Consider the following 20,924-nt stretch of genomic DNA (forward strand, 5'->3'; position numbering starts at 1 on the left):
TGAGGATGTGAGGATGTGAGGATGTGAGGATGTGAGGATGTGAGGATGTGAGGATGTGAGGATGTGAGGATGTGAGGATGTGAGGGGGTGAGGGGGTGAGGGGGTGAGGGGGTGAGGATGTGAGGATGTGAGGGGGTGAGGGGGTGAGGGGGTGAGGGGGTGAGGATGTGAGGATGCTCGCAATCGGCGATCAGCCTGTGGTGGTGCCGCCCGCGCCACCTGTGCAGCGAGTCGCTGCCTGATACCGGATGGCTTGAGCCATCCGGCATGAACTACTCGCCCTCAGAGGGTAGGGGAAACGTCTGGACCCATCGTTCGAAGCCGGTTAACAGGCCCCGTATTGACACGATTCACTACTACGGAGCGGGAATCAGGGCTGCATGGTCAGCCACGACGCCAGGCATGGAATTTCTCGACCCATTCCAGCACCTTGTGAGGCTGGTGAGCTCGTTTCCATTCGCCTGCGGCGTACTTGTTGGACTCTGACAGGGTGGGGTAGATGTGAATCGTGCCCAGTATCTTGTTGAGTCCCAGGCCGTGTTTCATGGCCAGTACGTATTCTGCAATCAGGTCGCCTGCATGTTCGCCTACGATGGTGACGCCCAGAATCTTGTCCTTGCCCGGTTTGGTCAGGACCTTCACCACGCCGTAGTCACTGCTGTCGGCGATGGCCCGGTCCAGATCATCGATGCCATAGGTGGTCAGTTCGTAGGGAATGCCTTTTTCCTTGGCATCGGTTTCATTGAGGCCTACCCGTGCGACTTCCGGGTCGGTAAACGTTGCCCAGGGAATGACGCGGTAGTCGACACTGAATTTCTTGAACATGCCGAACAGGCCGTTGACTGCGGCATACCAGGCCTGATGGGCCGCTACATGAGTGAACTGGTAGGGACCGGCAACATCGCCCACGGCATAGATGTTGGGGAAGTCGCTCTGCAGATAGTCATTGACGGCCACGGTACCGCGATCAGTCAAGGTTACCCCCAGTTCTTCGAGGCCAAAGCCCTGCGTATTGGCCTTGCGACCCACAGCGACAATGATCTCATCGAAGGGCACCTTGATGGTCTTGCCATCCTGTTCACAGACCAGTTGCTTGTCTTCACCATTGACCTCGACACCGACCGCATTGGTGTTGACCATCACCTGGATACCTTCCGCGACAAATCTCTGACGAACCATTTCAGCCACATCGGCATCCTCTCGGCCCATGATCTGGCCTTCACGTTCCACCTGGGTGACTTCGCTGCCCAGGCGTCTGAAAGCCTGTGTCAATTCACTGCCAATGGGGCCTCCACCCAGGACGACCAGGCGCTTGGGCTGAGTCTTCAGTTCCCACAGATTGTCGGAGGTCAGGTAATCGACCTGATCAAGGCCCGGAATGGGAGGGACAAACGGCGAGCCACCCGTGGCTATCACGATATTGCGGGTGGTCAGTGTCTGACCATTGACCTCAACCGTCCAGGGGGAGGTAATGCGGCCTTCTCCCTCGATGACATTGACGCCCAGACCCGTGTATCGCTCGACCGAATCGTGTGGTTCGATCTTGGCAATGACCTCGTGGATGCGTTGCATGGTGCGTGGGAAGTCGATCTCGCCGCTGGCATTGTGCACGCCGTACTTGTCACTGTGGTTGATGTTGTGCATCAACTTGCCGCTGCGGATCAGGGCCTTGGACGGTACACATCCGGTGTTCAGGCAATCTCCGCCCATCTTGTGCTTTTCGATCAGCGTCACCTTGGCCTTGACCACAGCGCCGATGTAGGACGTTACCAGGCCGCCGGAGCCGGCGCCAAGCACAACGATGTCGTTATCGAACTTTTCGGGGCGGGTGTAGCCGTCGTAGCGTTTTTTGGCTTTGATCATGTCGATTACCTTTTTGGCAACAAGTGGAAAGATGCCTAACAAGGCAAACGAGAAGATGATGGCCGGTGAAAGAATGCCGCTCAGGCTGTCGATCTTCGCCAGTTGAGTACCGGCATTGACGAAGACCATGGTGCCCGCCAGCATTCCCAGCTGGCTGACGATATAGAAGACACCTGTGCGAATGGAGGTGAGGCCCATCACAAGGTTCACGAGGAAGAACGGGAAGACCGGCACCAGTCGAACGGTGAACAGGTAGAAGGCACCGTCCTTGTCGATATTGCGATTGAAGGTTTTCAGCTTCTCGCCGAACTTGTCCTCGATGCTGCTGCGTAACAGGTAACGGGACACCAGAAACGCCAGAGTTGCACCAATGCTCGAAGCGAAGGAGGCGATCAGTGTGCCCGTCACCAGGCCGAACAGCGCGCCGGCAGCCAGCGTCATGATGGCCGCACCGGGGAGGGACAAAGCGGTGACTCCCACATAAGCCAGAAAGAAGACGCCGATGACCAGCCATGGGCGAGAGTCGTACAGCGCTTCAAGGGCGGCTTGTTCGCTTTTCAGGTAGTCGAGGCTGAAGAAGCGACCGACATCAAAGAAGAAAAAGGCGGCCACACATAGGGCCAGTGCCGCGAACAACAGCTTGCGATTCTGCATCGGTGCGTGATAGTCCTGTTCGGTTGAAAGAGTTTAGTGTTGATAACAAGAGCCCGCACTAACCAGAGTATGATGGTCGGCCGATTCGCTGTTGATGTGACGGCCGTTGCAAGCCTGCAATGCGCAGCCACATTGCTGAGTTGTGAGTGTTCCCCCTTTGAAGAGTTCCCCTGCCATGGCAAGCCCTGTCGTCAACGTTACTTTGCTGGCTCCCGGATTCGGGCGTGATGCGTCGACAAGTGCACTGCGATGGAGCAATGAGGAGGCATTGCAACCCTGGCAGTCACAATTCTGCAAACTGCTTGCCCAGAATCAATGGAACGAAACCCATTTGCCGGTCGCGGAACTACTGGTGGGAAGGCAACGCGACATCGATCACGAATCCGGCAAGAAAGAGCCGGCGATGCTGATCTGTGCCGATCCAGTCCACTTGCGGGCGGATCGTGACACGGCAAGTCTGGTGCCGGCGGCCATGCTGTCGATCAGTGACGCCGAGGCGGATGCCTTGCTGGGCTCGATCAACGAGTTTCTGGCCGAGGATGAGCTGCAGCTGTGGCGCACGGATACCGCTCACTGGTACATGCGGGGCAGGGACGGTCGTGCCTTGCTGACGTTTCCGCCGGAATTTCTGTCCCAGCGCAATGCGTCGGCTTTTCTGCCGGAAGGTGAAGCAGCGGGTCACTGGAAGCGACTCTTGACCGAGTTGCAGATGCTGTTGCACTCGCATCCGGTCAACGCGGAACGACAGCAGCGGGGTCTGATGCCGATCAACAGTCTGTGGTTCTGGGGCGGTGCACCTTTGTATGCGAACAACGCCGACGCGACAGTGGGCGAGACGTCGATCATGACTACCGAACCTTCCGGAACGGAAATGCCACTGGCAACTGCAGATTCGGGGGGGAGAAATGCAACGACACTCGATCCGACTCGATCAGCCCCATGCATCCACGCCGATGAGCCGTTTGCCGTCGAGCTGGCTCGGCACCTCGGTCTGGACTGCCGACCATTGGCCGCGTTCGATCCAGCCAGGCTGGAATCACAGGTGCTGATCGTCGATCGCCGACTGGAGCGGTCCATGCTGGCTGCGGATGAGGCAGGCGTGCTGCAGGCGCGCCAGCGCATCGAGCAGGAATGGGTAGACAACTGGCGGCAGCGTGTGCAAGACGGCGAGAATCTCACGCTGGATATTCTGGATGAGGATGGCATGCACGGTCGCCTTGATTCACAGGTTCTCCGGCAAATGGCTGAAGCCAGAGATATCGATGCGCCCAGACAGGGGACCGCATTGTCAGCCGTGATCAAGCGGCAGGCAACGCGAGCTTCGCTGCTGTGGCGCCGGCTGACCGGTTCACGCTCATGAGTCCGGAGATATCATCAGCGCGAGTTCGGGTAAGCCAGCGCACGGTTCCCGAGCTACCGGATGAGCTTCACCCGAATTCACTGGTACACCGTCTGCTGGCCGCTCGTGGGGTCACCGACCCGGGTGAGTTGCAATTCGGGCTGGCCGACCTGCCGCGGCCGGACCTGCTGCCGGATATCGATGCCGCGGTGGCACGCCTGCTGGCAGCACGCGACAGCGGCGAACGGGTTCTGATCGTCGGTGATTACGACTGTGATGGTGCTACCAGCACCAGCGTGGCTCTGCAGGGGCTGCGCATGCTTGGCTTTGAACAACTGGACTTTCTGATACCGGGACGCTTCGAGTTCGGTTATGGGCTGTCGCCCGGCATCGTCGATGTCGCGCAGCAGGAATACCGGCCCGGCCTCATCCTGACAGTCGACAATGGCGTGGCGTCAGTGGAGGGGGTCGAGCGGGCAAGGCACTGGGGAATCGATGTGGTGGTCACCGATCATCATCTGGCGCCACAGGTCCTGCCGACGGCGATCGCCATCGTCAATCCCAATGTGCCGGGCTCACGATTCCCGGCGGTGAATCTGGCGGGTGTCGGTGTGATTTTCTACACCCTCCTGGCCGTTCGTGCGCAGTTGCGCCGGCAGGGCGATGCGCATGCCACTGCCGATCTGGCGGGGCTGCTGGACCTGGTGGCCATTGGCACGGTGGCTGATGTGGTGCCACTGGATCGTGTCAACCGCACCCTGGTGGAGCAGGGGTTGCGACGTATCCGGGCCGGCCGTACTCGTGTGGGAGTTCAGGCCCTGCTGAAAGTGGCTGGCAAGGACAGTGTCGGCATGTCGACGCAGGATATCGGCTTTGGCATCGGGCCTCGTCTGAATGCTGCGGGCCGACTGGCAGACATGTCGGTAGGGGTGCGCTGCCTGATGACCGATTCGGGCAGGGAAGCACTGGCGCTGGCCACCGAACTCAACGATTTCAACCAGCAACGGCGCGCCATCGAAGGCGACATGAAACGCGAAGCCGAGCAGCAGTTGCTGGATCACGATCTGGATGACTGGCAGCAATCGAGTGCGTTTTCGGTGTGCCTGTTCGACGAGCACTGGCACGAAGGGGTCATCGGCATACTGGCCGGTCGAATCAAGGAGAAACTGCACCGGCCCTGTGTGGCCTTCACCGCTGATGGCGATGATCGACTCAAGGGGTCGGCACGCTCCATCAAGGGGGTGCATGTTCGTGATGTCCTGCAATCGATCGCGAGCCGGCGTCCGGACATGATCGAGAAGTTCGGTGGCCATGCCATGGCGGCGGGCATGACCCTGCGGCGAGACTGCTTCGAAGCCTTCTGCGAACTGTTCGAAGCCGAAGTTCGCTCGGTGCTGGCCGAGCGACTGCCGGAACGTGAATTCATGGTGGACGGTTCGCTGGGCAGCGATGAGAGAACGCTGGACAACGCTCTGCTGCTGGGTAATCTGATGCCCTGGGGGCAGGAGTTCGAGGCACCGTTGTTTGTCGATCGGTTCCGGGTACGGCGGCAGCAGGCAGTCGGCAAGGACCAGGCGCATCTGAAACTGCTGCTGGAGAGTCTGGATGGTGGGGAGGTGCTCGATGCCATTGCCTTCAATTGCCGTCTCGACACCGAGGTCGGCGACATCCTGCTGGCCATTTATTCGCTGGATGTCAATGTCTGGCGTGATCGGCAACAGATGCAGCTACGCGTTCATCATCTGGAAGCGTCCGGATTGAGTTAAACTCCCCAGTCGTATTCCCACGTCCAACTTCGTACAGACATGATCGAAATCAATCCCTACATCACTCACATCGAGGATCTGCGGCTGCGTGCCGACTCCCTCCGGGGGTATCTTTGACTACGAAGGCAAGAAGGAAGAGCTAGAGGAGGTTCTGCGCGAACTGGAAGACCCGGCTGTCTGGAACGATCCCGAGAAGGCCCAGAAGCTTGGCCAGCGACGCGTTTCCCTGCAGGACACCATCGATGTCATCGAGGCTCTGGACTCCGGGCTGGGCGATGCCGGCGATCTGCTGGAGATGGCCCGGGAAGAGGATGACGAGGATACCGTCACCGCGGTTGCCGACGATCTGGCCAGTCTGGAAGAGCGAGTGGCCAGACTCGAGTTTCGGCGCATGTTCTCCGGTGATGCCGATGCGTCTCCGGCGTTTCTGGACATCCAGGCGGGCAGTGGTGGCACCGAGGCTCAGGATTGGGCCGAGATGCTGCTGCGCATGTACCTGCGCTGGGGAGAAGGCCAGGGCTTCAAGACCGAGCTGATCGAAGCCTCGCCCGGTGATGTGGCGGGTATCAAGTCCGCCACCATTCGTTTCGAAGGTGATCACGCCTTTGGTTGGCTGCGCACTGAAACCGGTGTGCATCGTCTGGTACGCAAGAGCCCCTTCGATTCCGGTAGTCGTCGTCATACGTCCTTTGCCGCCGTGTTCGTCTCTCCGGAAGTGGATGACAACATCGATATCGACATCAATCCGGCCGACCTGCGCATCGATGTCTACCGGGCCAGTGGTGCCGGTGGTCAGCACGTCAACCGGACCGAGTCCGCGGTTCGTATCACACACGCCCCCAGCGGTATCGTGGTGCAGTGCCAGAATGACCGTTCGCAGCACAAGAACAAGGCCACGGCCATGAAACAGCTCAAGTCCAAGCTCTACGAGGCCGAGCTGCAACGTCGCCAGGGCGACCAGCAGCAGGTGGAAGAAGGCAAGTCGGATATCGGCTGGGGCAGTCAGATTCGCTCCTATGTACTCGACCAGTCCCGCATCAAGGATCTGCGAACCGGTGTCGAGACCAGCAATACGCAAGCGGTACTCGATGGCGATATCACCGCCTTCCTGACCGAGAGTCTCAAGGCCGGCCTCTAGGGGTGTCTGCATCGGGCCCTGTCTGCGTCATGAAGCGCTGACTTCAGACGCAGGCGGGCCTGCCCCATCAATCAATACCTTTCCGAGCTGGCGGCAACGGTCTGTCAGAGCGATACAACAGGATTTTTCGGACCCGAACATGAGTGACGATGACAATCAGCTGATTCAGCAGCGCCGCGCGAAGCTGACTGAACAGCGTACCGTTGGCAATGCCTTTCCCAATACCTTTCGGCCATCACACCAGGCGGCGCAGTTGCTGGCCGAGCACGGTGAGAAGGCCAAGGATGCGCTGGCGGAAGAGGCTGTCAGTGTCAGGGTTGCCGGCCGCATGATGTCACAGCGCATCATGGGCAAGGCCAGTTTTGCCGATCTGCACGACGTCAGTGGCTCAATTCAGCTGTTCTTCCATCAGGGCACCCTGGGAGAAGAATCGTATGAACGGTTCAAGCACCTGGATCTGGGCGACATCCTGGGCGTCAGTGGCGTGCTGTTCATCACCAAGACCGGCGAGCTGTCCATCAAGGTGCAGGAGTTCCAGTTGCTGACCAAGTCACTGCGTCCCTTGCCGGAGAAATTCCACGGTCTGTCCGACATGGAAACGCGCTATCGCCAGCGCTATGTCGATCTGATGACCAGTGAAGAGACCCGGCGCACCTTCCGATTGCGTTCAGCCATCATTGCCTACGTCCGCAACTTCTTTCTGGAGCGCGATTATCTGGAAGTGGAAACGCCGATGATGCACGTGATTCCGGGCGGTGCCGCAGCCAAGCCGTTCGTGACGCATCACAATGCGCTGGATATGGATCTCTATCTGCGAATTGCACCGGAGTTGTATCTCAAGCGTCTGGTGGTCGGCGGCTTCGATCGCGTCTTCGAGATCAACCGCAATTTCCGCAACGAAGGTCTGAGCACGCGACACAACCCCGAGTTCACCATGATCGAGTTCTATCAGGCCTATGCCGATTACATCGATCTGATGGACATGACCGAAGTCCTGTTCCGAGGTCTGGCCAGGGACGTGGTGGGCAATCTGCAGATACCGTCGGAAACCGGTGATCGGACCTTCGACTTCGAAAAGCCCTTTACTCGTTTGAGCCTGTTCGATTCCATTCTGGCGCATAACCCGGAAGTCAAGGCCGAGCAGTTGCAGAGTCTGGAGAGTGCCTCTGCACTGGCGCGCTCGCTGCACATCGATGTCAAACCCAACTGGGGTCTGGGCAAGGTACAGACCGAAATCTTCGAAGCCACGGTGGAAGAGAATCTGATGGATCCCACCTTCATCACGCTCTACCCGATGGAAGTCTCACCGTTGTCGCGCCGCAACGATGATGACCCCTTCGTGACCGATCGATTCGAGCTGTTCATTGGCGGACGTGAAATCGCCAACGGCTTCTCCGAGCTCAATGATGCTGAAGACCAGGCCGAACGATTCCGCTCTCAAGTGGCCGACAAGGATGCCGGTGACGAAGAAGCCATGCATTACGATGCCGACTATATCCGTGCTCTGGAATACGGTATGCCGCCAACGGCCGGGCAGGGGATCGGTATCGATCGACTGGTCATGCTGTTGACCGGTTCTCCCAGTATTCGTGATGTGGTCCTGTTCCCGCACATGCGACCGGAAGCCTGAGGGTTTCGGGTTGTACTATCGATAGGCTGTCCGGAGTCTTGCGCCTGACATGAGAACGCTTGCCATCGCTCAGGACGAGATCCTGCGATTGTTGTCCACACGCCGGGGGCTGTTGTCCCTGCTGGGCTTTGCACTCATCTGGGCGGGGGTTCTGAGCTACGGGATCCTGCCGGCGGCAGCCTTCTTCGCGGGAGCTCGGGAGTCGGGCCTGAGCGAGATTCTGCTGCCTCGGCTGGGACTGAGCGCCTGGGAACAGTGGCCCGCTCCGGAACTGGCGGTCTACTGGGCCATCAGTCTCTATCTGCTGCCCTTCATGGCATTGCTGACCTCGGCCGATCAGACGGCTTCCGATCGCAGTCGTGGCACCCTGCGTTTTCTGGTGCTGCGCTGCTCGAGGCTGGAGATCTTTCTGGGACGTTTTCTCGGGCAGTGCGTGATCATGGCGCTGCTGATTCTGGTTACCCTGGGTACCGTGCTGCTGGTGATTGCCGGAAATTCGGGGGAATTCATGACGGCATCGCTGGCCCGAGCTCCCTTGATCATCATCAATCTGATTCTGCTGGTATTACCCTATATCGCGCTGATGGCCTGGGTCTCGGTGATGGCGCGTTCGGCACGGCAGGCAACGCTGTATGCCATGGTGGTGTGGCTGAGCGTTTCTCTGTTGATCAGTTATCTGCAGGCGCGGTTCGGACCCCTGGCTCTGCTTGACTGGATTCTGCCGGGTTCGCAGGTCGGTCAGTTGTTGCGTCTGGCGGACTGGCAGACCCTGGACTATGCGCTGATACCCGTTCTGCATACCATCGTGCTGCTGCTGATTGGCGGCACGCTGATGTGGCGGCGCGATCTGTAACAGCTGATTTCAGCGACGCCAGCGTTGCGGTCACCCTCAGGCAGCCTTGTCGATCATCAGCTGGCTGGAGAACACGACACTGCGATTCCTGCCGGTGTCCTTGGCGTGGTACAGGGCCAGATCGGCATTGGTGGTGAGTACCCTGATCAGCTGGTCCTGTGCCAGCCGTGGATAGTGTTGAATACTACCGATCTCTGCAATACCCAGACTGCAGGTGACTGACAGCAGCTGATCGTCCATCACGATCTCGACCGCTTCCACTGCGCGGCGAATGTTCTCGGCGATCTCTTGAGCCTGCGTACCCGCGGTGCCAGGCAGAAGCACGCAGAATTCCTCACCACCGTAACGGGCCAGAATGCCGATACCCTCAACCGCCCGGGCAATGGCCAGAGCCGCAGCCTTCAGTACGGTATCCCCGGCGACATGGCCATGGGTGTCATTGATGGACTTGAAGTGGTCCAGGTCGATCATGATGAAGGAGAGTGGTTCATCGGCCTGCAAACCTTCGGCAACTTGCTCGGCCAGGGCTTTCAACAGGTAGCGGCGATTGAAGACGCCGGTGAGTGCGTCGTTGTGGATCAGCTGTGCAATGTCCTGTCGCATGGTCTCGAAGCTGTTGGCCAGATCGCCGATCTCGTCATGGCGTCGCACGATGTTCAGAGGCGTCGAGTAATCATGTTCCTGTATGCCGCGTGTCGCACTGGACAGTGAAATGATCGGACTGGATATGCGATGTGCAACGAGAAGCACGATTCCGAGTGCGATCCAGAAAGTCAGCGCAGTGGCGGTGATGATGCGGTTCCGGAGTTTGATCAGATCGGCGATGAAGATGCTCTCGGGCATGACGGAAAACACATGCCAGTTCAGCAACCCCAGCTCGCTGCAGACGATATAGTTGGCACCCACCTTCATCAGCTCGTTGTCGTGCCCGGCCATGTACTGAGCGATATCCAGCAGCTTCGTTTCATCGCTCATGAGTTGCTTCAGTGCTTCATGATCATGTGCGTCGTGTGCGTCGTGTGCGTCGTGTGCGTCGTGTGCGTCGTGTGCGTCGTGTGCGTCGTGTGCGTCGTGTGCGTCATCGGAATGCGACTCGACCGGGTTTTCGCCGTGTTCGGCCGACTCGGAATGGCCTTCTGGTTCATGGTCATGCAGGGACTCCGAATCATGGCTGTCTTCTGCGTGATCGGACGCGTCGTGGTGACTTCGGGGAGCACTGTGACTGCTTCCTTCGTGGTCTGCCGTGTGGGTCAGGTGTTCACCCGTTTCCAGGTGTGCCACGATCAGCTCCGAATGATCTGTCACGAAGAACAGGGTGCCGTCTTCGCGAGAATTCTCATGCAGAATGGTTTCCCAGATGTGCTCCTGATCCAGGCTGAAGAACGCTGCCATGCCGGGACCCATTTCCAGGGGTAAGGTCTTTCGAACCCAGGCTTGATGGCCGGCTACCAGCAGACCGTGGTGCAAACGGTGGTGCGCGGCGGTGTGGGGATCGCTCAGTGCCGCCTGCAAGCGGATCGCGTTAGGGGAATCGACTCTGGAGATGACCGTACCGTCTCTGACCAGCATGAAATCGGACAGATAGGGGCTGGATTCGGTCTTGGCTGCCAGCGATTCCTCCAGCTCCGAGATAGCGCCTGTCGAAAAACCGAGGTCCGATGCAAACAGTGTGTCACCGATATCGTGCTGCAGTTTCTCCACCAGGTCGTGGAATCCCAGGATATGGTTTTGCAGCGTCAATTCGGCAATGCGTTTCTTGCTGGCGCCGATGGAATCCTTGAAGGTCAGATAGGTGATTGAGCCGAGCGCGGACAGAAGCACGATGATTGCCACGCTGAAGCTGAAAATGAGCTTGCCTCTGATTCGCAGCGATAAGCTTTTTCTGCACCATTGATATATCTTTGTCATCCAGCGAGCCGGTAAGGGGAGAGGCTGGGATCAGATCGACCTGTCTGGAGATCTTGCACCCATTGATCTGTGTCAATTTCCTTTGTCAATGAATCGGCAGTTGCCCGCTGAAACTTAGCCCGTGTAACAATTCCGGAATGAATGAACCATTGATCACATGTCAGGGGCTGGGCAAGCGCTATGGCCGTCAACAGGCGCTGGAGGATGTATCCCTGAGCCTGAGTGCTGGTGAACCGATTGCACTGGTCGGTCCCAACGGGGCAGGCAAGACCACACTGATCAGTCTGATCTGTGGATTCATAGGCAAAAGTGCCGGTCAGATCCGGGTTCTGGGTGAGTCGCCCGGCTCTTCTGCCTTGAGTGGGCAACTGGCAGCCCTGCCGCAGGATGCCCTGCTGGATCCACGACTTGGTGTCGGTCGACAACTGCGTTTTCTTGCACGGTTGCAGGGAATGTCGGCAAAGGCTGCGCGTCTGGATGTACAGCGAGTACTGGAAACGGTCGATCTGCTGGATTCCATCGATACCAGGCCGTCGGAACTCAGCCACGGCATGCGCAAGCGTATTGCCATTGCCCAGGCCTTGCTGGGTGCGCCGCGGCTGGTTCTGCTGGATGAACCGACTGCCGGGATCGATCCTCCCAATGCCAAGATGATCCGCGATCTGATTCGCCAAGAGTCCGGCGCCACCACATTCATCGTCAGCTCGCACAATCTGGATGAACTGGAGCGGCTGTGCAGTACGGTGGTGTATCTGGAAAGGGGACGACTGATTTCAGTCGGCCCGGTCGTGGATGACTCAGCGCAATCCTTCATTACCTTGCGTCTGGTTGATGTGCCCTCGAACGAATTTCTGGAAGCGGCAGCATCCCTGCCTGACATCCGGCAGATGAGCCGCAGTGCGCAGGGTGATTATCTGATTCAGACGCACGACGATATGAGTGCAAGTCTGGCACTCATGCAGCTGCTCAATGAGCGACAATGGCGCTACCGCCTGATGAGCCGCGGCAAGTCACTGGAAGAGAGGCTATACGGTCAATCCTGATATTCGAACAGGAGCGTCTGTGATTCGAGCTTCGAGCGTCGTGATGTCTTGCGCTGTCCGAGTCAAATACTGCAGCAGGTGCACAGAGTTCGTCGGACGCCTCAGGCGGGAACCTCGCGAGTTCTGATCGAAAGATTGCCGGTCAGTGTACGATGCACCGGGCAGCGATCGGCGATTGCCATCAGTCGCTGCCGCTGCCCATCATCAAGCTCGCCGTGCAGCGTGATATCACGATCGATGACATCGATCTGCATGGGTTTTTCATCGCAGTCTTCGCAATCCTTGACATGATCCCGGCTGTGCCGCAGAACCACCTCGGCGTTGTCCAGTGGCCACTGCTTGCGTCCTGCATACATGCGCAGCGACATTGCCGTGCAGGCGCCCACCGATGCCAGAAGGTGTTCGTAAGGATCCGGACCTGCATTGTTGCCTCCAAGCGAGCTGGGTTCGTCGGCTATCCATTGATGGTCGTCGGTGTGGATATCCAGCATGAACTTGCGATTGCGTTCGCTGATGCTGACTTCGCCCTTGCTGACCTTCGGGCGGGCAGGTGCAAGGTTGTCGGCAGATACTCGAACCTGGCGCAGGGCCCAGGCAGCAATCATGTCGGCGACATATTCGGAATCGGCAGCCTTTGTCAGCAAGTGGTCGGTATTGTCCAGGCTGATGAAACTCTTCGGATGCCGAGCTGCCTTGTAGATGCGCTCGGCCTCGGCGATGTTGACGGTGGCATCGATCGGGGAGTGCATGATCAGCAGTGCTGCCTTAAGACGGGCAATATGAGCCTCCGATGTCTGATTGATGTCATCGAGAAACTGCTTGCGAATGGTGAACTGGCGGCCAGCCAGGTTTACCTGTGCTTCGCCCTCACGCTCTATGGTGTCGATGTCGCAGGAGAATTGTGCCGAGACATGGCGAGCATCGGCGGGCGAGCCGATGGTGACTATACCCTTGCACTCGGGGATGTCATGTGCGGCGGTCAGAACGGCTGTTCCGCCCAGACTGTGGCCGATCAGCAGCGATGGCGCGAGGCCGTCGGCACGCAGGTGATCGGCTGCAGCAACCAGATCCTGCACATTGGATGAAAAATTGGTGTTGGAAAAGTCACCGTCACTGTTACCCAGCCCCGTGAAGTCGAAGCGCATCACCGCATAACCTCGTTTGACCAGTGCCCGGGAAATTCGTGAGGCGGCGGCAATGTCCTTGCCGCAGGTGAAGCAGTGCGCAAACAGGGCCGTTGCAATGGGCTCCTGATCGGGGGTTTCCAGCAAGGCGGCCAGGGGGGCACCCTGTGATCCCGTGAATTCGAATTTGCGTCTGGCTGGCATTTCAGCTGTCTCCGGTGACAAACTCTCTGATGAGAGGAAGGGCATGTTCCATGATGAGCGGCTGCGCATCGGCCGTCGGGTGAATACCATCGGCCTGGAAGTAGTTCCGTTCCGTGGCAATAGGTTCCAACAGAAAGGGCAGAAGCGTGCTGCCGGAGTTCCGAGCAGCGTTCACGAAGGCCTCGGCGAACATCTTGCGATAGTCCGGACCGTAGTTGCTGGGTATCATCATGCCCGCTATCAGTACATCGGTACCGGCATTGTGTGCGATGTCTGCCATGTCCTCCAGATTCTGCTGCATGGCAGCGGGTTGGTAGCCACGCAAGCCGTCATTGCCGCCCAGTTCTATCACCAGCAGGTCGGGTTCGAATCGCTCGATGGCATCGGGCAGGCGACGCAGACCCCCGGCGGTCGTGTCACCGGTGATGCTGGCATTGATCACCTGCACATCGCTGCCCTCTTCCTGCAGGGCCTTCTCAGCCAGACTTACCCAGCCGTCCTCCTCATCCAGACCATAGGCAGCGCTGATGCTGTCGCCCATGACCAGTACGGTATAGCTGTCGGCGCGTGCAGCAAACGACGCCAGCAGAACCATCAGCAGTAAAAATGTTCGAAGCAGTGCAAAGAGTTTCATGACTTGTGCATCCTGAATGTATCCCCATTATCCGCGTTTCAACGCCGGCATGAAGTCACGCTGGCAAACCCATCGTGAGAGCGCATGAACAATCCGACTCCCGCAGGCAGCAATAGTGCCGCAGGTGCCAGTAGTTCCGTGTCTGCTTCCTCGGAAGCCGTACTCCATGGACATCAGATCGCCAAGCGTGTCAGTGGACCGGAAGGTGAGCTGACTATCCTGCACCAGCTGGATATCGAAGTACATGCAGGTGAAGCGATTGCCATTGTCGGGCCGTCGGGTTCGGGCAAGTCCACCTTGCTGGGCATACTGGCCGGGCTCGATACTCCGTCCGAAGGTCAGGTCGAACTGCTGCATCAGCCCTTGTCTTCCATGGATGAAGATGCCCGTGCACGACTGCGGGCCGGCCAGGTCGGTTTCGTGTTTCAGAGCTTTCAGTTGCTGCCGGGGCTCACTGCGCTGGAGAATGTCATGCTGCCGCTGGAACTGACTGGGGACACTGACGCGGTGGACCGTGCTCGCGCCATGCTTGAAAAGGTCGGGCTGCAGCATCGTTCCGGTCACCAACCCCTGCAACTGTCGGGCGGTGAGCAGCAGCGTGTTGCCCTGGCTCGAGCCTTTGTCTCCGAGCCAACACTATTGTTTGCGGATGAACCCACGGGTAATCTGGACAGTGAGACGGGCGGGAAGATCATCGAACTGATGTTCTCCATGACTCGGCAGCAGGGAGCGGCCATGGTTCTGGTCACGCATGACGACAATCTGGCAGCGCGTTGCGACCGTATCCTGCGTATGGGGAACGGCAGGCTGGAAGCTCTGTGACCACGGCAAGCTCGGTACACGCAGCAGGCAGTGCTGCGCCACGCCCGCACAGGCCTGTCTCGGGTTGGTGGCGGCAGATTCGCTTCGCGTTGCGCTCTCTGGGGCGTGATCTGCGCGCAGGAGAACTGCGTGTGCTGGCACTGGCGCTACTGGTCGCCGTTGCCTCGGTGACTGCCGTCGGATTTTTCACGGACCGCATCGGACGCGCCGTCGAGCGACAGGCCAGCGATGTACTGGCAGCGGATCTGATCGCCACCTCGGGGTTTGCCCTGCCTGAGCAACTGCTGGCCGATATCGCGCAGACTGATCTGCAGACAGCACGTCATGTGCGTTTTCCCAGTGTGGTGATCAACGAGCGTAACGAATCTCAGCTGGTCGCCATGAAAGCGGTCTCCGACGGCTACCCACTTCGTGGCAGCCTGCAACTGGCCGACATTGCCGACCCTGCCACGGTGTTGACGGACGGGCAGGGCGTTCCCGCACGGGGAACCGTCTGGGTAGATAGCCAGCTGCGGGCCGCACTGGCATTGGTGCCCGGTGACAGCCTGACGCTGGGCACGGCCGAGTTCACGGTGGACAGGATCATTCTGTATGAGCCCGATCGTGGCGAGAACGCCTTCGAATTTGCCCCGCGGGTCATGATCAATCTGCAGGATCTGGAATCGGCCGGTCTGCTGGTCGAAGGCAGTCGTGCCCGATATACCCTGCTCATGGCGGGTGAGCCGGCTGCGCTGGAATCTGCCCGCGACCTGCTGGACAGCGATTACAAGACAGACGTGCGGGTACAGGGCGTGCGCGATGGCAGCCCGCAGATGAAACGCGCACTGGATCGTGCCCAGCGCTTCCTCGGTCTGGCATCGGTGGTAACCGTCTTGCTGGCCGGTGCCGCCATTGCCCTGGCCGTGCGTCACTTCGCGCTGCGTCAGGCTGACGCCAGCGCCGTCATGCGCACCCTCGGTGCCACTCGTGGCGAGGTCATTGTCTGGCTGTGCACGCGACTGATGCTGATCGCGCTGGTGGCATCTGCCCTTGGTATCACGGTTGGCTGGTTTGCCCAGTTGATACTTGCCAATCTGCTGCAGGGCTGGTTCGGCCTGAACCTGCCGGCACCGGGGTTCATGCCACCGCTCATCGGCACGCTGACAGCGTTCATCGCCCTGGCAGGCTTCGGCCTGTTGCCGATCATCCAGGCGGGGCGGGTCAATGTCATGCGGGTGCTGCAGCGCGATTACAGCGGTATGGATGCCAGTGCGATCGTGACCGGTCTGCTGGGGCTGCTTGCCACGTTTCTGGTGGTGCTGCTGTTGTCCCGTGATTTTCTGCTCAGTGCCATCGTGGTTCTCGGTGTGGTCGCCATGCTGTGCCTGTTCGCCTTTGCCGGGCGCTTCATCATCCGCTCGGTGCGCGCGCTGGCCGGACCCCGGTTCCGCCTGAGCACGGCCGGTCTGCAACGCCGCTCGGCCAGCAGCATCGTGCAGCTGGCGGCCTTTGCCATGGGGATCATGGCCTTGCTGCTGATCGCCATCGTGCGAGTCGATCTGCTGTCCGCCTGGGAGCAGGATCTGCCGGCCAATGCACCGAATGTCTTCGTTCTCAACATCCAGGCCGATCAGGTGGACGGGCTGGCAGCGGAGCTTGCCTCCAAGGGCATCGAGACCACGGGTATTCATCCGATGGTACGGGCTCGCCTGGTAGCCCATAACGGTGAGCCGGTGCTCGACGAGGACTCCGATGAGCGTGACGAGCGTCGTGCCCGTCGCGAGTACAATCTGTCCTGGTCCGACACCTTGCCGGAGGAGAACAAGGTGGTTGCCGGAGAGTGGTGGGCGACTGATGGCAGTGCGCCTCCCTTGCTGTCGATAGAGCAGGAATGGGCCGAGGAACGCGGTTATGCCATTGGCGATACCCTGACCTTCAAGAGTGCAGGTGTCGAGACAACAGCGAGCATCGCCAACTGGCGTGAGGTCGATTGGGAATCGTTCCAGGTGAATTTCTTCGCCGTGGCATCCCCCGCAATGCTGAAGGGAATGCCAGCTACGTATGTCACCAGCTTCCATATCGACGGCGATTTCGTCTCCACCACGACAGACTGGGTACGCCAGTTTCCGGGGATTGCCACGCTCGATGTTGGTGCAATCATCACGCGAGTCAAGTCTTTGATGGATCGGGCCTCTTTAGCGGTAGAATATGTCTTCCTGTTCACATTACTGGCCGGATTCTGCGTGTTGCTGGCAGCCGTGCAAAGCAGTCAGGGGGAGCGAATCCGAGAGTCCGCTCTGCTGCGTGCTCTGGGGGCTTCGCATCGGCAGTTGCGTGAGGCCGTGATCGCGGAATTTGCCATTCTGGGTGCCATTGCGGGCTTGCTGGCAGCGTTTTTCGCGACCCTCATCGCATGGTCTCTGAGTCGGTTTGTGTTCGAACTTCCGTTTCAACTGAACGTCTGGTTATGGATTATCGGAATATCTGGCGGCGCGATCGGTATAGCCACTGCCGGTTATCTGGCTACGCGACGGGTGATGCATACTCCGCCGATCGTGGCACTACGCCATACCAACTGACGGCGGTTGCAGAGGCTGAGCCAATGGCCGGCCTCTCTGAGGTACGTCGAGGTAACTGGACATGAAGCATGCCTTCACGGCGGACGAGGCCGCGTTTGCAACACTGGAGTCCACCAAGGACTACCTGACCGAGAACTGCACGCGCAATCAGGCCCTGGTCATCAAGCGGGCCATCGACCATTGCTGGGCGGTACGGGAGTTCAGAACCAATTATCCGCAGCCGATTCACGTGGCTGCCCAGCTCAAGCACATGCGAGCCGACACACCCATTCTGGTGGCGGCCTTGTTCGGCACGGATGTCTCCGCCGAGCATTATTCGATCGACTTCATCCGTGAGCATTACGGACAGGAGATTGCGCAGCTGACCGACAGCGTACGCTGGCTGAACGAGCTGACCATCAACGACGTCTTCGGCTCGGGCGATCAGGCCGAGACATTGCGGCGCATGGTGCTGACCATGGTGGCCGACGTGCGGGTCGTTCTCGTCAAGCTTGCCTATCGCACGCAGCGCCTGTATCTGCTGGTCAAGTCCGGACAGCCGGACATGAGTTATCAGGTGGCTCAGGAAACACTGTCCATCTACACCCCGCTGGCCAATCGTCTGGGTCTGGGACAATTGAAGTGGGAGCTGGAAGATGTGGCGTTTCGCATTGTCGAGCCCGAAGCCTACAAGCGCATTGCCAAGGCTCTGGAGGAAAACCGCGCGGCCCGTGAAACCTACATCAAGGAGTTCGTGGCCGATCTGTCGCACCGTGTCGAGACGCATGGCATCAAGGGGGCATCGGTGTTCGGCCGCCCCAAGCACATCTACAGCATCTGGAAGAAGATGCGCGACAAGCACATCGGTTTTTCCGATCTGTTCGATGTGCGCGCAGTCCGGGTACTGGTTGACGATGTGCAGCAGTGCTACAGCGTACTGGGTGTGGCTCACAGCATCTGGCAGCCGATCAGTCGAGAGTTTGACGACTACATCGCCAACCCGAAGGGCAATGGCTATCGTTCGCTGCATACTGCCGTCATCGGCCCACGTGGCAAACCGGTCGAGATACAGATACGGACGCGTGCCATGGATGATGACGCCGAGAACGGGGTCGCGGCGCACTGGGCCTACAAGGAAGGCGCGCCGGTCGATCTCAATCTGCAGAAAGGCATCAATGCACTGCGCCAGTTGCTCGATGACAGCGAAGACGAATTTCTGGTCGAGGGATTCTCGCAGCAGATGGATTCGCAGCGCGTCTATGTGTTCACACCCAAGGGGGAAGTCATCGATCTGAGTCGTGGGGCGACCCCGCTGGATTTTGCGTATCACATTCACTCCGAGATCGGGCATCGCTGCCGCGGTGCCAAGGTCAATGGTCGGATCGTGCCACTGACCTATGCGCTGGAAAACGGCGATCAGGTGGAAGTCCTGACCACCCGGGAGGCAGCTCCCAGCCGTGACTGGCTGAACCGTTCGCTGGGCTACATCAACAGCAGCCGTGCCCGCAGCAAGGTGCGCGCCTGGTTCAATCAGCAGGACCACGATCAGCAGCTGGCGGAAGGGCGTACCATTCTCGATCGAGAGCTGAAGCGTTACAAGGCCAGCTCACTGTCCATCGATACGCTGGTCAAGCGGCTCAAGTTCGACAAACCGAACGATCTGTTCGTGGCCATCGGTCGCAATGATGTCACGGTGGCCCAGATTGTCGGGGCCATCGATCATCTGGCCGTGCCGGTGGTGCGCGCTCTGGAGCCGGTCAATCGTCAGGCCAAACCCCTTGATCCGGCCTCCGGTGCGATTCACGTGCGCGGTGTGGGTAACCTACTGACGCAGATTGCACCGTGCTGCCAGCCCGTGCCACCGGACAGCATCATCGGATTCATCACCCGTGGCAAGGGTGTCACGATTCACCGCGCCGATTGCGCCAATATCCTCAACCTGCGCGAATCGGAACGTGAGCGCCTGATCGATGTGGACTGGGGCGATGATGACAGCAGCCGGTATCATGTGGAAATCCACATCATGGCCTACGACCGCCACGGCTTGCTGCGCGATGTATCGACCGTCCTGTCGGCGCTGAACGTCGATGTCGTCTCGGTCAATACCCTCAGTGACCAGACTTCGCAGACCGCTGACATGAAAATCGGCGTGCACATTGCCAATACCTCGGAACTGGCCACCATCATGGACAAGATTCGGCAGCTCCGGAACGTCCAGGACGTTGAGCGAGTCAGTTAGCGCGGTATACTCTCGCTCATGGCAGGTAATACTTTTGGCAAGCTCTTCACCGTCTCAACCTTTGGTGAGAGTCATGGCCCCGCATTGGGTTGTATCGTGGACGGCTGCCCTCCGGGTTTGCCGCTCTCCAGCAGTGATCTGCAACGGGATCTGGACCGGCGCAAGCCGGGCACCAGCCGTTATACCACCCAGCGGCGTGAGGCCGATGAGGTGGAGATCCTGTCAGGGGTGTTCGAAGGCAAGACCACCGGTACACCCATCGGTCTGCTGATCCGCAACACCGATCAGCGTTCACGCGATTACGACAAGATCAAGGAGCAGTTCCGGCCGGCACATGCCGACTACACCTATCAACAGAAATACGGTTTTCGTGATTATCGCGGCGGCGGGCGCTCCTCGGCGCGAGAAACCGCCATGCGTGTGGCAGCCGGTTCGGTAGCCAAGATTGTGCTGGCACAGCCGTCCATGGGTGGCGTGAAGATCCGCGGCTATCTGTCGCAGCTGGGTCCCATCGAGCTGGATCGTTCCGGCTTCGACTGGGAAGAAGTGGGTAACAACCCGTTCTTCTGGCCCAATGCGGCGCAGGTGCCCGAGCTGGAAGCCTATATGCAGAAGCTGAGCAAGGAAGGCGACTCCATCGGTGCCAAGGTCAATGTGCAGGCTGACAATGTGCCGGTAGGCTGGGGAGAGCCGGTGTTCGATCGACTGGATGCCGATATTGCCCATGGCCTGATGAGTATCAATGCCGTGAAGGGCGTGGAAATCGGCGCAGGTTTTGCCGCCGTTGCGCAGCGTGGCACCGAACATCGAGATGAAATCACCAGTCAGGGCTTTCTGTCGAATGAAGCCGGTGGTGTACTGGGTGGCATTTCCTCGGGTCAGAGCATTACCGCGGCGCTGGCTCTGAAGCCGACTTCCAGCCTGCGTCTGCCCGGTCGCAGTGTGGACATTCACGGCAATGATATCGAAGTGATCACTACGGGCAGACACGATCCCTGTGTCGGCATCCGCGCCACCCCCATCGCCGAGGCCATGCTGGCGCTGGTACTGGCCGACCATGCCTTGCGTCACCGAGCGCAGAATGCCGATGTCAAACGCGGCACACCCGTCATACCCGCTGCCCGCAGCTGACGCTGCCGGCAGGAACCTTCATACACGAATCAAGCGAGC

14 protein-coding genes are annotated in these 20,924 nt (G+C 59.2%); 10 read left to right on the forward strand and 4 right to left on the reverse strand.

The features are described 5' to 3' along the window. Positions 1 to 384: 384 nt before the first annotated feature. Positions 385 to 2,517 carry an FAD-dependent oxidoreductase gene (locus ACUNV4_RS03440; protein ID WP_430877096.1) on the reverse strand — a complete coding sequence of 711 codons (2,133 nt, stop codon included), beginning with the start codon at positions 2,515 to 2,517 and terminating at the stop codon, positions 385 to 387. Between the two features lie 175 nt (positions 2,518 to 2,692). Between ACUNV4_RS03440 and ACUNV4_RS03445 the strand changes: the two genes are divergently transcribed. The 5 genes from ACUNV4_RS03445 (at position 2,693) to ACUNV4_RS03465 (ending at position 9,243) form a co-directional block, all read left to right on the forward strand. Further along, positions 2,693 to 3,877 carry a hypothetical protein gene (locus ACUNV4_RS03445; RefSeq protein WP_430877097.1) on the forward strand — a complete coding sequence of 395 codons (1,185 nt, stop codon included), beginning with the start codon at positions 2,693 to 2,695 and terminating at the stop codon, positions 3,875 to 3,877. After that, the gene (recJ, locus tag ACUNV4_RS03450) at positions 3,874 to 5,622 is read left to right on the forward strand and encodes a single-stranded-DNA-specific exonuclease RecJ (RefSeq protein WP_430877098.1); all 1,749 of its coding nucleotides are present in this window, start codon (positions 3,874 to 3,876) and stop codon (positions 5,620 to 5,622) included. The genes ACUNV4_RS03445 and recJ overlap by 4 nt, the downstream gene beginning before the upstream one ends. A gap of 39 nt (positions 5,623 to 5,661) precedes the next feature. Next, positions 5,662 to 6,760, forward strand: a protein-coding gene (prfB, locus tag ACUNV4_RS03455; protein WP_430877099.1) for a peptide chain release factor 2 whose coding sequence is annotated in 2 segments (ribosomal slippage) — positions 5,662 to 5,736 and positions 5,738 to 6,760 — 1,098 coding nt in all. Because the reading frame shifts where the segments join, the coding sequence is not laid out codon by codon here. Positions 6,761 to 6,899: 139 nt separating this feature from the next. After that, positions 6,900 to 8,390, forward strand: a complete 1,491-nt coding sequence (gene lysS / locus ACUNV4_RS03460) for a lysine--tRNA ligase (RefSeq protein ID WP_430877100.1) — start codon at positions 6,900 to 6,902, stop codon at positions 8,388 to 8,390. Positions 8,391 to 8,439: 49 nt separating this feature from the next. Beyond that, positions 8,440 to 9,243: an ABC transporter permease subunit gene (locus tag ACUNV4_RS03465; RefSeq protein ID WP_430877101.1), complete on the forward strand. Its 804-nt coding sequence runs from the start codon at positions 8,440 to 8,442 to the stop codon at positions 9,241 to 9,243. A gap of 36 nt (positions 9,244 to 9,279) precedes the next feature. On the opposite strand, the gene ACUNV4_RS03470 is transcribed toward ACUNV4_RS03465, so the two are convergent. Further along, the gene (locus ACUNV4_RS03470) at positions 9,280 to 11,064 is read right to left on the reverse strand and encodes a GGDEF domain-containing protein (protein WP_430877102.1); all 1,785 of its coding nucleotides are present in this window, start codon (positions 11,062 to 11,064) and stop codon (positions 9,280 to 9,282) included. A 236-nt stretch (positions 11,065 to 11,300) separates the two neighbouring features. Here ACUNV4_RS03470 and ACUNV4_RS03475 point away from each other — a divergent pair, with 236 nt between their 5' ends. Beyond that, positions 11,301 to 12,194, forward strand: a complete 894-nt coding sequence (locus ACUNV4_RS03475; protein WP_430877103.1) for an ABC transporter ATP-binding protein — start codon at positions 11,301 to 11,303, stop codon at positions 12,192 to 12,194. Positions 12,195 to 12,295: 101 nt separating this feature from the next. On the opposite strand, the gene ACUNV4_RS03480 is transcribed toward ACUNV4_RS03475, so the two are convergent. Together ACUNV4_RS03480 and ACUNV4_RS03485 are read right to left on the reverse strand one after the other, a co-directional pair. Then, complete coding sequence (locus ACUNV4_RS03480; protein WP_430877104.1) at positions 12,296 to 13,522, reverse strand: bifunctional alpha/beta hydrolase/OsmC family protein; 1,227 nt, start codon at positions 13,520 to 13,522, stop codon at positions 12,296 to 12,298. Position 13,523: 1 nt separating this feature from the next. Next, positions 13,524 to 14,156 (reverse strand): arylesterase, encoded by a 633-nt coding sequence (locus ACUNV4_RS03485; RefSeq protein ID WP_430877105.1) that lies wholly within the window; start codon positions 14,154 to 14,156, stop codon positions 13,524 to 13,526. A gap of 138 nt (positions 14,157 to 14,294) precedes the next feature. Here ACUNV4_RS03485 and ACUNV4_RS03490 point away from each other — a divergent pair, with 138 nt between their 5' ends. The 4 genes from ACUNV4_RS03490 (at position 14,295) to aroC (ending at position 20,885) form a co-directional block, all read left to right on the forward strand. Beyond that, positions 14,295 to 14,978 (forward strand): ABC transporter ATP-binding protein, encoded by a 684-nt coding sequence (locus ACUNV4_RS03490; RefSeq protein WP_430877401.1) that lies wholly within the window; start codon positions 14,295 to 14,297, stop codon positions 14,976 to 14,978. After that, positions 14,975 to 17,536, forward strand: a complete 2,562-nt coding sequence (locus ACUNV4_RS03495; RefSeq protein ID WP_430877106.1) for an ABC transporter permease — start codon at positions 14,975 to 14,977, stop codon at positions 17,534 to 17,536. Before ACUNV4_RS03490 ends, ACUNV4_RS03495 begins: the two co-directional genes overlap by 4 nt. Positions 17,537 to 17,597: 61 nt before the next feature. Then, positions 17,598 to 19,754: a RelA/SpoT family protein gene (locus ACUNV4_RS03500; protein WP_430877107.1), complete on the forward strand. Its 2,157-nt coding sequence runs from the start codon at positions 17,598 to 17,600 to the stop codon at positions 19,752 to 19,754. A gap of 18 nt (positions 19,755 to 19,772) precedes the next feature. Beyond that, entirely contained in the window at positions 19,773 to 20,885 is a 1,113-nt protein-coding gene (gene aroC, locus ACUNV4_RS03505) for a chorismate synthase (RefSeq protein WP_430877108.1), read from the forward strand. The last annotated feature ends 39 nt before the right edge of the window (positions 20,886 to 20,924 follow it).

It is taken from the genome of Granulosicoccus sp. 3-233, assembly GCF_052681095.1.

What these genes read in the sequence shown, in the direction of transcription:
- recJ (WP_430877098.1), top strand. Translation starts at nt 3,874, where the DNA reads ATGAGTCCGGAGATATCATCAGCGCGAGTTCGGGTAAGCCAGCGCACG.
- ACUNV4_RS03465 (WP_430877101.1), top strand. Translation starts at nt 8,440, where the DNA reads ATGAGAACGCTTGCCATCGCTCAGGACGAGATCCTGCGATTGTTGTCC.
- ACUNV4_RS03485 (WP_430877105.1), bottom strand. Translation starts at nt 14,156, where the DNA reads ATGAAACTCTTTGCACTGCTTCGAACATTTTTACTGCTGATGGTTCTG.
- ACUNV4_RS03500 (WP_430877107.1), top strand. Translation starts at nt 17,598, where the DNA reads ATGAAGCATGCCTTCACGGCGGACGAGGCCGCGTTTGCAACACTGGAG.
- ACUNV4_RS03440 (WP_430877096.1), bottom strand. Translation starts at nt 2,517, where the DNA reads ATGCAGAATCGCAAGCTGTTGTTCGCGGCACTGGCCCTATGTGTGGCC.
- lysS (WP_430877100.1), top strand. Translation starts at nt 6,900, where the DNA reads ATGAGTGACGATGACAATCAGCTGATTCAGCAGCGCCGCGCGAAGCTG.
- ACUNV4_RS03480 (WP_430877104.1), bottom strand. Translation starts at nt 13,522, where the DNA reads ATGCCAGCCAGACGCAAATTCGAATTCACGGGATCACAGGGTGCCCCC.
- aroC (WP_430877108.1), top strand. Translation starts at nt 19,773, where the DNA reads ATGGCAGGTAATACTTTTGGCAAGCTCTTCACCGTCTCAACCTTTGGT.
- ACUNV4_RS03445 (WP_430877097.1), top strand. Translation starts at nt 2,693, where the DNA reads ATGGCAAGCCCTGTCGTCAACGTTACTTTGCTGGCTCCCGGATTCGGG.